This is a genomic window from Streptomyces radicis, from assembly GCF_003626575.1.
Taxonomy (GTDB): domain Bacteria; phylum Actinomycetota; class Actinomycetes; order Streptomycetales; family Streptomycetaceae; genus Streptomyces; species Streptomyces radicis.
In genome coordinates, this window is record NZ_RBDY01000009.1 from 129,837 (window position 1) to 142,869 (window position 13,033).

A 13,033-nucleotide genomic window follows, 5' to 3' on the forward strand; every position below is an offset into this window, starting at 1 on the left:
TCGAGGTGCGCGCGTTGGCTTTCCAAATGCCGGACCGGGGCTCGCGTGGCCCCAACGGTCCGAACGGGCCCAGGGGCCCCCGAGGTCCGGGCGGACCGCGCTTCAGCGTCGGCCGCCCGTCGAGGGGGGCCAAGACGCTGCTGATCACGGCGGCCATTCTGGCGGGACTTGGCATCCTTTTCGCCATGTTCGCCGGGTTTTGGACGGATTGGCTCTGGTACAGCTCGGTCGACTACACGAGCGTGTACCGGACCCAGTTGCTGACCCGGGTCACCATGTTCGCCGTCTTCGGCCTGGTGATGGCGTTGGCCGTCGGGTTCAACGTGTGGCTCGCGCACCGCCTGCGCCCGCCGTTGAGCGCGATGTCGATGGAGCAGCAGAACCTCGATCGTTACCGGATGTCGATCGCCCCCTACAAGCGGTGGGTGCTGCTCGGCGTCGCCGTGGTGATCGGCCTGATCGCGGGTGGTTCGGCCTCGGGCCAGTGGCGCACCTGGCTCCAGTGGGTCAACGGCACGTCGTTCGGCGAGACGGATCCGCAGTTCGGCATGGACGTGGGGTTCTACGCGTTCGACTACCCGTTCTACCGCTTCCTGCTGGGCTTCGGCTTCGCCGTCGTGGTGCTCTCGACGCTGGCTGCCGCGCTGACGCACTACCTCTACGGCGGCGTCAGGCTGACCACCCCGGGCAGCCGCATCACCCCGGCCGCGACCGGCCACCTGTCCGTGCTGCTCGGCCTCTTCGTCGCGCTCAAGGCCGTGGCGTACTGGCTGGACCGCTACGGACTCGCGCTCAAGAGCGGCGACTTCAGGAACGCCGACGGCTGGACGGGCCTCCGCTACGTGGACGCCAACGCGTACCTCCCGGCCAAGACGATCCTGACGATCATCGCCGTGATCTGCGCCCTGCTGTTCTTCGCGACGCTGTGGCGGCGCGGCTGGCAGCTGCCGGTGATCGGCCTCGGCCTGATGGTGCTCTCGGCCGTGCTGATCGGCGGCGTCTACCCCGCGCTGGTCCAGCAGTTCCAGGTGCGGCCGAACGAGCAGGCCAAGGAGGCCGAGTACATCCAGCGGCACATGGAGTCCACGAAGGACGCCTATGCCATCGCGGATGCGGAGATCGAGGACTATTCGGGCACAAGTGAGGCAGAGCCCGAGACCTTGCGGACCGCCGTGGGCGACACCGCGTCGATCCGGCTGCTCGACCCGAGCGTGGTCTCCCCGGCGTTCCAGCAGATCCAGCAGGTCCGCGGGTACTACCAGTTCCCCGCGACGCTCGACGTGGACCGCTACCCCACGGAGAACGGCGACCAGGACACGGTCATCGGCCTCCGCGAGATGAACGTCAACGAGATCCCCGAGCGGAACTGGATCAACGAGCACTTCAGGTACACGCACGGCTTCGGCATCGTCGCGGCCAGCGGCACCGGCGTCACCGACGACGGCGAGCCCGCGTTCACCGAGGAGAACCTCCCGCCCGAGGGCGAGCTGCCCGACTACGAGCCGCGCATCTACTTCGGCGAGTACACCACGCAGTACTCGATCGTCGGCGGCCCCCAGCAGGAGATCGACTACGCGGGCGAGGACGGCGAGGTCGAGTACAGCTACACGGGCGACGCGGGCGTCGAGCTCGACAACTGGTTCAAGCGCGCCGCCTACGCCCTGACCATGGGCGAGCCGCAGATCCTGTACTCCGGCGCGATCGACGGGAACTCCCAGATCCTGTACAACCGCACGCCGAAGGAGCGCGTCGAGGCCGTCGCCCCGTGGCTGACGATCGACGGCGACCCGTATCCGGCGGTGGTGGACGGCAGGGTCCAGTGGATCGTGGACGCGTACACGACGAGCAGCGGCTATCCGTACTCGGCGCGCACCACGCTGGGTGATGTGACCGAGACGTCCCTCACGGAGAACCAGGGCGAGGTCATCGCGCAGGAGAACCGGGTCAACTACATCCGGAACTCCGTGAAGGCGACCGTCGACGCGTACAGCGGCGAGGTCGATCTGTACGAGTGGGACGAGAACGACCCGGTGCTCGAGACGTGGCGCAAGGCGTTCCCCGGCGTCGTCTCCGACCGGGACGAGATCAGCGAAGAGCTGATGGACCACCTCAGGTACCCGCAGGACCTGTTCAAGGTCCAGCGCGACCTGCTCCAGCGCTACCACGTGCAGAACGCCGGGCAGTTCTACTCGGGTTCGGAGCGCTGGGAGGTGCCGGACGACCCGACGCACGAGAACGAGGTCGTCCCGCCGTACTACCTCAGCATGAGGATGCCCGGCCAGGACGAGCAGGTCTTCTCGCTGACGACGACGTTCACGCCGTTGAACAGGGATACGCTCGCCGCCTACATGGCGGTCGAGGCGGACGCCAGGAGCGAGGACTACGGCACGATGAGAATCCTCACGCTGCCGTCCACGACCACGGTGTGGGGCCCACAACAGGTGCAGAGCCGGTTCAACTCCGATCCGGACATCGCCGAGCGGATCAACCTCCTGAGACGCGGCGACTCCGAGGTGGAGTACGGCAACCTCCTGACCGTGCCCCTCGAGGGCGGCCTGCTCTACGTCGAGCCGGTGTACGTCCGCGGCGCCGGACAGAACTACCCACTGTTGCAGCGGGTGTTGGTGGCGTACGGCGAGGAGATCGTCTTCGAGGAGTCGCTCGACAGAGCCCTGGACGTCGTCTTCGGGGTGACCGAGGAGGGCGAGGATCCGGGCGAGGAGGCGCCACCGCCGCCCGACACCGGCGAGGAGCCGCCGGCGGACGGCGAGGAGGCGACCGCCGAGGAGGCCGTCCAGGACGCGCAGGAGGCCTGGGAGGCCGGGCAGGACGCGCTGGCCGAGGGCGACTGGACCGCCTACGGCGAGGCGCAGGCCCGTCTCGAGGAGGCGCTCGACCGGCTGGCCGAGCTGGAGGAAGGCCGTAACGAGCAGGAGGAGACGCCGCCCGACCAGGGCCAGGAGGATCCGGGCGCGTAGCGCGTAGCGCGCGCCACCGGCGCCGCCAGGACGAGGGGCCCGCGAGTCGAGAGCGATCGACCCGCGGGCCCCTCGTCGCCTTTGGCGCACGGGAGTTGGCCAGGTCACGGTCTCGTAAACATCGATCGCCGCCCGCTCACCCTGGGCAGTTGTTCGGCGGCCGCGGGCGCGCCTCGCTGACCTGCTGAGACGTGGGCGGCGTCATACTGCGTGTCGGATCCTGGAAAGTCCCTCCGCCACAACGTGTTTGGGTGTATCCATATCGGGAAGTCGACAAACCGCTGAAGTGACTTCACTGGCTGCGGTATACCAGGTGTACGCAGGTTTCAGGTGGTGCGACTATGGACCTTATGGGGGACAAAGCGAGGTTCGAGACGAGCCGCGCGGCCGCTGAGGAGGGCGCGCGGCTGCTGCGCGCCGGTGACCTGCACCGGGCGGAGGCGCCGCTGCGGGCGGCCGCCGCCGAGGGTGAGAGGTCCGCGGCGAACAATCTGGGGGTCCTGCTGCACCAGTCGGGCCGGGGCGCCGAGGCCGCCGAGTGGTGGCGGATCGCGGCCGTCGCCGGCTCCGCGCCCGCGGCGCACGCCCTGGGCCGTTCCCGCCGTGAGCGCGGGGACGAGGCCGGGGCGGAGTACTGGTTGCGCCAGGCGGCCGAGTCGGGCCACGCCTCGGGCGCCTACGCCCTGGCCGACCTGCTCGACCACCGGGGCGCGCCGGGCGCGGACGAGTGGTTCCGCACGGCGGCCGAGCGCGGCCACCGCGAGGCGGCGTACCGGTACGCGTGCCTGGCGGCGGCCGAGGGCGACGACGCGGCCGAGCCGTGGTTCCGGCAGGCCGCGGCGCGCGGGCACCGGCGCGCCGCGCTGCGCCTCGGCGCGCTGCTCGAGCGGCGCGGCGAGGTGCGGGACGCGGGCCGCTGGTACCTGGAGGCGGCGGAGGGGGGCGAGCCGCGCGCGGCGAGCGCGTTGGGCTTCCTGCTGCGCGACGCGGGCGACGGGGTCGCGGCCGAGCGCTGGTGGCGGCGCGCCGCGAGGGACGGCGACGGGCCCGCGGCGAACGCCTTGGGCGCCCTGCACGCCGAGCGCGGCGAGCGGCAGGAGGCGCAGCGCTGGTACCGCGCGGCGCTCGACGCCGGGGACATCAACGGCGCGTTCAACCTCGCGCTGCTGTGCACGGGCCAGGGCCGCACGGCCGAGGCCGAGCAGTGGTACCGCCGCGCGGCCTACGCCGGTCACCGCGACGCGGCGAACGCGCTGGCGGTGCTGCTGTTGCAGCGCGGCGACGCGGACGGCGCCGAGCCGTGGTTCTCGAAGGCGGCCGAGTCGGGCAGCGTGGACGCGGCGTTCAACCTCGGCATCCTGCACGCGAGCCGCGGCGAGACGGCCCAGGCCCGGCGGTGGTACGAGCAGGCCGCGGCCGCGGGGCACGCGGAGGCGGCGCTCCAGATCGCCGTGGAGCTGCTGCGCTCGGGGGACGAGGGCCGCGCCGAGGGGCAGCTGCGGCAGGCCGCCGACGGCGGCAGCGTCGAGGGCGCCTTCCGGCTCGCGGTGCTGGTCGAGCGGCGCGGCGAGGCGGCGGAGGCCGAGGAGTGGTTCACGCGGGCGGCCGAGCACGGGCACCTGCGGGCGCAGGTCCGCCTGGGCACGCGGGCGGCGGGGCGCGGCGACGTGGTCGAGGCGGCGCACTGGTACCGCACGGCGGCCGAGGCGGGCAGCAGGAACGGCGCGTTCAACCTCGGGCTGTTGCTGGCCCGCGAGGGCAGCGAGCCCGAGGCGGCCCTGTGGTGGACGCGCGCGGCCGAGGCGGGCCACGGCAGGGCGGCGCTGCGGCTCGCGCTGCTCGCGTCCCGCCGGGGCGACCTGGCGGGCGGCGGCACGTGGTGCACGCGGGCGATGGAGCTTGGTCCTCCGGAGGTCACGGCGCGGGCGGCCCGCCTGCGCGACGCGCTGCGCCAGGAGCTGACGGCCTGAGGGACGCTCCCGCTGTGGGACACCAGCCCCCGACGGGCCGCGCCCCCGAGCGGCAGTCCGCCTCCCGGCGGGGGATGCACGCGTGCGCTGCGCCTCCGGCGGGGGAACGGGTCCCGGGGGTACGCGCATTGGCGGTGCCCCGCCGCGCGCCTCCGGCGCGCGTGCCTGCCTCCGGCCGGTGTGCGCCTCCGGCGCGGGGTCTGCCTCAGCGTGGGGTCGCGCCTTCGGCGGGGAACGTGCCCCGGGGGTACGCGCCCTGGCGGTGCCCGCTGTGTGCTTCGGCGTGTTGCCTCTCGGCGGAGCGATGCACTGTTGCGGGCTACGCCTCCGGCGTGGGGTGTGCCTGTGGCAAGGACCGCCGCCCGGGAGTGATTGCCCGCGCCCCGTGGTCGCGCCCTGCCTGCGGTGCTCGCCGTTGGCGGGGGGTGTGTCCGTGGCGGAGGACCGCCGCCCCCGGGCGTGGTTGCCCGTCCCTGGGAGGGTGTCCCGCCTCAGTGCGTGGGTTCTTCTGCGCGGGGCGCGCCCATGGCGGAGGGGCCCGGCCCTCCGGGGTCCGCTTCCCGGGGGGCGTGCCTGCGGCGGAGGGGGCCCTGCAAGACATCGGGCTCGCCGCCGCGCGGTGGCGCCCCTTGGGGGGAGTCCGGGTTCTGCGTGCGGTGCGGTTCGGCGGCGTTGTGGTGGGGGGCGTTTTGCCGCGTCCTGCCATGGTTCCGCGCTCCGGCGCGGCCCCGCCGCGCAATGGTGCCCTTGGGCGGGAGCCCGGGTTCGGTGTGCCGTTGCCCGGTGTTGCGGCGTTGTCTCGCCGTGCGGCGGCGCGCCCTTTGGCGGGAGCCGGACTCTGGGTGTGGTGCGGCTCAGCGGCGTTCCGCGTTCCGCCATGGGCCGGTGGCCCGGCGCTGCCTCGCCGCGGAGCGGTGCCCTTGGGCGGGAGCCGGGTTCGGTGTGCCGTTGCCCGGTGTTGCGGCGTTGTCTCGCCGTGCGGCGGCGCGCCCTTTGGCGGGAGCCGGACTCTGGGTGTGGTGCGGCTCAGCGGCGTTCCGCGTTCCGCCATGGGCCGGTGCTCCGGCGCTGCCTCGCCGCGCAGCGGCGCCCCTCGGCGGGAGCCGTGTCCTGGTGTGCCGCACCACACGGGAACCGGTTCCGGTGTGCCGTCGCCCGGTGCCCCCGCGCTGCCTCGCCGCGCAGCGGCGCCCCTCGGCGGGAGCCGTGTGCCGTGGCGCGCCATGACAACCCACCGGTAGCGGAACGGGTCAGGCACAGCGCCTAGCGTTCCGCCGCGGCCAGTGCCGCCAGTGCCTGGCGGTGGAGCAGGGCCGCCGTTGTCGCGCGGTCGGGGAGGGCGCTCGGGCGGGAGAGGTGGGGGGTCGAGTTCAGCAGGCCGAACACCGCGTGCACCGCCGCCCTCGCCTGGTCCTCGGGGAGCCGGGGATGCGTCTCGCGCACCACCTCGACCCACAGCTCCACATACTGCCGCTGCAACTGCCGCACCCGCTTCCTGTCCGCCTCTGGCAGCCGGTCGAGCTCCCTGTCGTGCAGCGTGATCAGCGCCCGGTCGTCGAGCGCGAAGTCGATGTGCCCGGAGATCAGCGACTCCAGCGCCTCCGACGGCGCGCGCCCCGCCGCCCGCGCCTCCTCCACGCGCCGACGCCCCCCGTCCCGCAGCCTGCTGCTGATCCCCACGAGCAGCTCCGTCAGCATCGCGTCCTTGCCCGCGAAGTGCCGGTACAGCGCGGGCCCGCTGATGCCCACCGCGGCGCCTATCTCGTCGACGCCCACCCCGTGGAAGCCGCGCTCGGCGAAGAGCCGCGACGCTTCGCGCAGGATCTGCTCGCGGCGGGTGCGGGGCGTGGCATGCGTGGTCATGAGAACCCATTGTAGACACGGCGGTTAGCGAGCGTTAACCTGCCCTCATGGGCCACGCACCGACGCTGACCAGCACCGCCGATCCGGCCTCCGACGCGTTCAGGGCGAACGAGGCGGCGCACCGCGAGTTGGCCGCCGAGCTGCGCGAGCGGCTGGCCGCCGCCCGCGTCGGCGGCGGCGAGCGCGCCCGCGCGCGGCACACCGCGCGCGGCAAGCTGCTGCCGCGCGACCGCGTGGACACCCTGCTCGACCCCGGCTCGCCCTTCCTCGAGCTCGCGCCCCTGGCCGCCGAGGGCCTGTACGGCGGGGACGCCCCGGCGGCGGGCGTGATCGCCGGGATCGGCCGGGTCAGCGGCCGGGAGGCCGTCATCGTGGCGAACGACGCGACGGTCAAGGGCGGCACGTACTACCCCATGACCGTCAAGAAGCACCTGCGCGCCCAGGAAGTCGCCCTGGAGAACCGCCTGCCGTGCCTCTACCTGGTGGACTCGGGGGGCGCGTTCCTGCCCATGCAGGACGAGGTCTTCCCCGACCGCGACCACTTCGGCCGGATCTTCTACAACCAGGCCAGGCTCTCGGCCGCCCGCATCCCCCAGATCGCCGCCGTCCTCGGCTCGTGCACGGCGGGTGGCGCGTATGTCCCCGCCATGAGCGACGAGGCGGTCATCGTGCGCGGCCAGGGCACGATCTTCCTGGGCGGGCCCCCGCTGGTGAAGGCCGCGACGGGCGAGGTCGTGACCGCCGAGGAGCTGGGCGGCGGCGAGGTGCACGCGCGGGTCTCCGGGGTCACCGACCACCTCGCCGAGGACGACGCGCACGCGCTGCGCATCGTGCGTTCCATCGTGGCGACCCTGCCCGAGCGCGGCCCGCTGCCCTGGTCGGTCGAGGCGCCCGAGGAGCCCGCCGTCGACCCGGGCGGGCTCTACGGCGTGGTGCCGGTGGACTCGCGGACGGCGTACGACGTGCGCGAGGTGATCGCGCGGGTGGTGGACGGGTCGCGGTTCCAGGAGTTCAAGGCGGAGTTCGGGGCGACCCTGGTCACCGGCTTCGCGCGGATCCACGGCCACCCGGTGGGCGTCGTCGCCAACAACGGCATCCTGTTCTCCGAGTCCGCCCAGAAGGGCGCCCACTTCGTCGAGCTGTGCGACCAGCGCGGCATCCCGCTGCTCTTCCTCCAGAACGTCTCGGGGTTCATGGTGGGCCGCGACTACGAGGCGGGCGGCATCGCCAAGCACGGCGCCAAGATGGTGACGGCCGTGGCCTGCGCCCGCGTCCCCAAGCTGACCGTGGTCATCGGCGGCTCGTACGGCGCGGGGAACTACTCGATGTGCGGCCGGGCGTACTCGCCGCGCTTCCTGTGGATGTGGCCCAACGCCAAGATCTCCGTGATGGGCGGCGAGCAGGCCGCGGCCGTGCTGGCCACGGTGAAGCGCGACCAGCTGGCCGCCGCGGGCGAGGAGTGGGGCGCGGCGGACGAGGAGGCGTTCAGGGCGCCGATCCGCGCGCGGTACGAGGCGCAGGGCAGCGCGTACTACGCGACCGCGCGGCTGTGGGACGACGGCGTGATCGACCCGCTCCAGACGCGCATGGTCCTGGGCCTCGCGCTCACCGCGTGCGCCAACGCGCCGCTGCCCGACACCGCCTATGGCGTCTTCCGGATGTGAGGGGGGCTCGATGTTCGACACCGTACTCGTCGCCAACCGGGGCGAGATCGCGGTCCGCGTGATCCGCACCCTGCGCCGCCTCGGCCTGCGCTCCGTCGCCGTCTACAGCGACGCGGACGCGAGGGCGCGCCATGTGGCCGAGGCCGACGCGGCGGTCCGCCTCGGCCCCGCCCAGGCCGCGCTGAGCTATCTCTCGGCCGAGCGGTTGCTCGACGCCGCCGCGCGCGCCGGCGCGGGCGCCGTGCATCCCGGCTATGGGTTCCTCGCGGAGAACGCCGGGTTCGCGCGCGCGGTCGCGGGCGCGGGCCTGACGTTCATCGGGCCGCCCGCCGACGCCATCGAGGCCATGGGCGACAAGATCCGCGCCAAGGAGACGGTCGCCGCCGCGGGCGTTCCCGTGGTGCCGGGGGCGCACGCCGACGGCGACGGCGAGCTGGCCGAGGCCGCCCGCGTGCTGGGACTCCCGGTGCTGCTCAAGCCCTCGGCGGGCGGCGGCGGCAAGGGCATGCGCCTGGTGCGCGACGCCGACCTGCTCGCCGACGAGATCGAGGCGGCGCGGCGGGGGGCGCTCGCGGCGTTCGGCGATGGCACGCTGCTGGCCGAGCGCTGGGTCGAACGCCCCCGGCACATCGAGATCCAGATCCTCGCCGACGGCCATGGCACCGTGCTCCACCTCGGCGAGCGCGAGTGCTCGCTCCAGCGCCGCCACCAGAAGATCGTCGAGGAGGCGCCGAGCCCGTTCCTCGACGACGCCACGCGCGCCGTGATGGGCGAGGCCGCGGTGCGCGCGGCCCGCGCGTGCGGGTATGTGGGCGCGGGGACGGTCGAGTTCATCGTGCCGGGCGACGACTCGGCCACGCACTACTTCATGGAGATGAACACCCGCCTCCAGGTCGAGCACCCCGTCACCGAGCTGGTCACCGGGCTCGACCTGGTGGAGTGGCAGGTGCGGGTGGCGCGCGGCGAGCGGCTGCCGTTCGGGCAGGACGCCGTCGCGACGGTGGGGCACGCCGTCGAGGCCCGGGTGTGCGCCGAGACGGCCAGGCCGACCGCCGAAGGATCGGGCGTCGACTTCCTGCCGTCGGCGGGCACGGTGCTGCTGCTCGCCGAGCCGGAGGGCGATGGCGTGCGCACCGACTCGGGTCTCGCCGAGGGCACCGAGGTCTCGCCCGACTACGACCCCCTGCTGGCCAAGGTCGTCGCCCACGGCCCCGACCGCGCCACCGCGCTGCTGCGCCTGCGCGCCGCGCTGGCCCGCACGACCGTGCTCGGCGTCGACACCAACACCGGCTTCCTGCGCCGCCTGCTGGCCCATCCCGCCGTGGTCTCGGGGGAGTTGGACACGGGTCTCGTGGACGGCGCCGCGTCAGGGCTGCTGCCCGCGGGCGTGCCGGAGGAGGTGTACGCCGCGGTCGCGTTGGCGCGCCAGGCGGCGTTCGCCCCGGCGCCCGCGCCGGGGGAGTGGACCGATCCGTTCTCGGTCCCGTCCGGGTGGCGCCTGGGCGGCGAGCCCGCCTGGACCATCCACCGCCTCCGCGTCCCCGGGCACGACCCCGTGACCGTCAGGGTGCGCCCTGGGGAGGCGCGGGTGGGCGATGAGGGCGCGCCGGTGCCCGCGCGGCTGCTCGACGGGCCGGGGGGCGGCGCGTTGCGCGTCGAGTACGCCGGGACCGCGCACGGCTTCGCGCACGCGCCCCACCCCCGCGCCCCCGGCGCCCACTGGCTGGGCCGCGACGGCGACGCGTGGCACGTCCAGGCGTACGACCCGGTCGCCGCCGCGGGCGGCGCCGCGGCGCCGGGCGCCGACACGCTCAGCGCGCCCATGCCGGGCACCGTGACCGTCGTCAAGGCCGCGGCCGGGGAGGCCGTCACGGCGGGCCAGAGCCTGCTCGTGGTGGAGGCGATGAAGATGGAGCACGTCATCGCGGCCCCGCACGACGGCACCGTCACCGAGCTCGGCGTCTCCGTCGGCGCCACCGTCGCGATGGACCAGGTCCTCGCCGTGGTCACCCCGGCCACCGTCGCCACCACCCCCGTCGCCGAACCCCCCGCCCCCGCCCCGCAGGAGCCGTCATGAGCCCCACGCCAGAGCCGGGGCTGCCCGCCCGCGTCCGCGTCCACGAGGTCGGCCCACGCGACGGCCTCCAGAACGAGAAGGCGCTCCTCCCGTTCGACGTGAAGGCCGAGTTCATCCACCGCCTCGCCGCCGCCGGGCTCACCACGATCGAGGCCACGAGCTTCGTCCACCCGAAGTGGGTCCCCCAACTCGCCGACGCCGAGCGGCTGTTCCCGCTGCTGCGCGACCTCGACGGCGTCCGGCTCCCGGTCCTGGTGCCCAACGAGCGCGGCCTCGACCGGGCGTTGGCCCTCGGCGCCCGCGAGGTCGCCGTGTTCGCCAGCGTCACCGAGTCGTTCGCCCGCGCGAACCTCAACCGCACGGTCGACGAGTCACTCGCCATGTTCACGCCGGTGATCGCCCGCGCGCTCGACGCCGAGGTGCCCGTGCGCGGCTATCTGTCGATGTGCTTCGGCGACCCCTGGGAGGGCGAGGTGCCCGTCGACCGCGTGGTGCGCGTGGCCCGCCGCCTGATCGACCTCGGCTGCGCCGAGCTGTCCCTCGGCGACACGATCGGCGTCGCCACCCCGGGGCAGGTCACCGCCCTGCTCACCGCGCTCAACGGCGCGGGCATCCCCACCGAGCGGCTCGCCGTCCACTTCCACGACACCTACGGCCAGGCGTTGGCCAACACCCTGACCGCGCTCCGCCACGGCGTCACCACCGTCGACGCCAGCGCGGGCGGCCTGGGCGGCTGCCCGTTCGCGAAGAGCGCCACCGGGAACCTCGCCACCGAGGACCTGCTCTGGATGCTCGAAGGCCTCGGCATCGAGACCGGCGTCGACCTCGACCGGCTCACCGGGACCAGCCTGTGGCTCGCCGCGCACCTCGGCAGGCCGAGCCCCTCCCGCACCGTCTCCGCCCTTTCACCGAAGGAGTCCTGACGATGCCCCTCGACCACCGCCTCACCCCCGAGCACGAGGAGCTGCGCCGCACCGTCGAGGCGTTCGCCCACGACGTGGTGGCGCCCAAGATCGGCGCGTTCTACGAACGCCACGAGTTCCCCTACGAGATCGTCCGCGAGATGGGCCGCATGGGCCTGTTCGGGCTGCCGTTCCCCGAGGAGTACGGCGGCATGGGCGGCGACTACCTCGCGCTGTGCCTGGCCCTCGAGGAGCTGGCGCGCGTCGACTCGTCCGTGGCGATCACGCTCGAGGCGGGCGTCTCGCTCGGCGCGATGCCGATCCACCGCTTCGGCACCGAGGAGCAGAAGCGCCACTGGCTGCCCCGGCTCTGCTCGGGCGAGATCCTGGGCGCGTTCGGCCTCACCGAGCCCGGCTGCGGCTCGGACGCGGGCGGCACCCGCACCACGGCCGTGCGGGACGGCGACAGCTGGGTCATCAACGGCACCAAGAGCTTCATCACCAACTCAGGCACCGACATCACCGGGCTCATCACCGTCACGGCGGTCACCGGGCGCAAGGACGACGGCTCGCCGCGGATCTCCACGATCATCGTGCCCGCCCGCACCCCTGGCCTCACCGTGGCCCCGCCCTACTCCAAGGTCGGCTGGAACGCCTCCGACACGCGCGAGCTGTCGTTCGCCGACGTCCGCGTCCCCGCCGCGAACCTCCTGGGCGACGAGGGCCGCGGCTACGCCCAGTTCCTGCGCGTCCTCGACGAGGGCCGCGTCGCCATCTCCGCGCTTGCCACGGGCCTGGCGCAGGGCTGCGTCGACGAGTCGGTGGCCTACGCGCGCACGCGCGAGGCGTTCGGCCGCCCGATCGGCGCCAACCAGGCGATCCAGTTCAAGCTCGCCGACATGGAGGCCCGCGCCCACACCGCGCGCGTCGCGTGGCGCGACGCGGCGTCCAGGCTCCAGGCGGGCGAGCCGTTCAAGAAGGCCGCGTCGATCGCCAAGCTGCACGCGTCCGACGTGGCGGTGACCAACGCCCGCGAGGCCACCCAGATCCATGGCGGCTACGGCTTCATGAACGAGTTCCCCGTGGCCCGCATGTGGCGCGACGCCAAGATCCTGGAGATCGGCGAGGGCACGAGCGAGGTGCAACGGATGCTGATCGCCCGCGAGTTGGGCGTGGGGTAACGGCACCCGCGCCCGGTGTCCCCTCGCCCGCCGGGTGCCAAGGCGCCATGATTCGACACACCCGCTGCCCGATATCGGGCAGGATTGTTGCGAAAGTCGGCGGCGCTCCGCAGTATCGGAGGGTGCTCGAACGCCGTACGCCCCATGACGATCTCGTGGACCACCTGGTGCGCAGCACGCCTCTCGCGCGAGGTGAGGCGGCCCGGGTGATTATGGACGTGCTGGCATATTTCGACGAGACCGCCGAGGAGTTCGTCCGCAGGCGCCACCGGGAGCTGCGCTCCCAGGGGCTGACCAACGCGGCGATCTTCCAGCGGATCGCGGACGAGCTGCCGCATCGCGCGGTGGCACCGCCCGAGCTGTCCCTGCGGCAGCTGCGGCGGATCGTCTACGGCTGA

General features: G+C 73.8%; 8 protein-coding genes. 7 read left to right on the forward strand and 1 reads right to left on the reverse strand.

Features of this window, described 5'->3' with window-relative positions; genetic code table 11:
• Positions 1–26 precede the first annotated feature (26 nt).
• Both D7318_RS14830 and D7318_RS14835 read left to right on the forward strand, forming a co-directional pair.
• A complete protein-coding gene (locus tag D7318_RS14830; protein ID WP_120697554.1) occupies positions 27–2,978 on the forward strand; it encodes a UPF0182 family membrane protein in 2,952 nt (983 codons plus the stop codon).
• Between the two features lie 350 nt (positions 2,979–3,328).
• Positions 3,329–4,948, forward strand: coding sequence for a tetratricopeptide repeat protein (locus tag D7318_RS14835; protein ID WP_120697556.1), 1,620 nt, complete (start codon positions 3,329–3,331; stop codon positions 4,946–4,948).
• A 1,263-nt stretch (positions 4,949–6,211) separates the two neighbouring features.
• On the opposite strand, the gene D7318_RS14840 is transcribed toward D7318_RS14835, so the two are convergent.
• Positions 6,212–6,811 (reverse strand): SACE_7040 family transcriptional regulator, encoded by a 600-nt coding sequence (locus D7318_RS14840; RefSeq protein ID WP_120697557.1) that lies wholly within the window; start codon positions 6,809–6,811, stop codon positions 6,212–6,214.
• Positions 6,812–6,858: 47 nt separating this feature from the next.
• Between D7318_RS14840 and D7318_RS14845 the strand changes: the two genes are divergently transcribed.
• The 5 genes from D7318_RS14845 to D7318_RS14865 all read left to right on the forward strand — a co-directional run bounded on the left by D7318_RS14845 (position 6,859) and on the right by D7318_RS14865 (position 13,033).
• Positions 6,859–8,475: a carboxyl transferase domain-containing protein gene (locus D7318_RS14845; RefSeq protein WP_120697558.1), complete on the forward strand. Its 1,617-nt coding sequence runs from the start codon at positions 6,859–6,861 to the stop codon at positions 8,473–8,475.
• A 10-nt stretch (positions 8,476–8,485) separates the two neighbouring features.
• Complete coding sequence (locus D7318_RS14850; protein ID WP_120697559.1) at positions 8,486–10,552, forward strand: ATP-binding protein; 2,067 nt, start codon at positions 8,486–8,488, stop codon at positions 10,550–10,552.
• On the forward strand, positions 10,549–11,475 hold the full coding sequence (locus tag D7318_RS14855; protein WP_120697560.1) for a hydroxymethylglutaryl-CoA lyase: 927 nt from the start codon (positions 10,549–10,551) through the stop codon (positions 11,473–11,475). The genes D7318_RS14850 and D7318_RS14855 overlap by 4 nt, the downstream gene beginning before the upstream one ends.
• 2 nt (positions 11,476–11,477) lie before the next feature.
• Positions 11,478–12,635, forward strand: a complete 1,158-nt coding sequence (locus D7318_RS14860; protein WP_120697561.1) for an acyl-CoA dehydrogenase family protein — start codon at positions 11,478–11,480, stop codon at positions 12,633–12,635.
• A gap of 122 nt (positions 12,636–12,757) precedes the next feature.
• A complete protein-coding gene (locus D7318_RS14865; protein ID WP_120697562.1) occupies positions 12,758–13,033 on the forward strand; it encodes a hypothetical protein in 276 nt (91 codons plus the stop codon).

What these genes read in the sequence shown, in the direction of transcription:
- D7318_RS14830 (WP_120697554.1), top strand. Translation starts at nt 27, where the DNA reads ATGCCGGACCGGGGCTCGCGTGGCCCCAACGGTCCGAACGGGCCCAGG.
- D7318_RS14835 (WP_120697556.1), top strand. Translation starts at nt 3,329, where the DNA reads ATGGGGGACAAAGCGAGGTTCGAGACGAGCCGCGCGGCCGCTGAGGAG.
- D7318_RS14840 (WP_120697557.1), bottom strand. Translation starts at nt 6,811, where the DNA reads ATGACCACGCATGCCACGCCCCGCACCCGCCGCGAGCAGATCCTGCGC.
- D7318_RS14845 (WP_120697558.1), top strand. Translation starts at nt 6,859, where the DNA reads ATGGGCCACGCACCGACGCTGACCAGCACCGCCGATCCGGCCTCCGAC.
- D7318_RS14850 (WP_120697559.1), top strand. Translation starts at nt 8,486, where the DNA reads ATGTTCGACACCGTACTCGTCGCCAACCGGGGCGAGATCGCGGTCCGC.
- D7318_RS14855 (WP_120697560.1), top strand. Translation starts at nt 10,549, where the DNA reads ATGAGCCCCACGCCAGAGCCGGGGCTGCCCGCCCGCGTCCGCGTCCAC.
- D7318_RS14860 (WP_120697561.1), top strand. Translation starts at nt 11,478, where the DNA reads ATGCCCCTCGACCACCGCCTCACCCCCGAGCACGAGGAGCTGCGCCGC.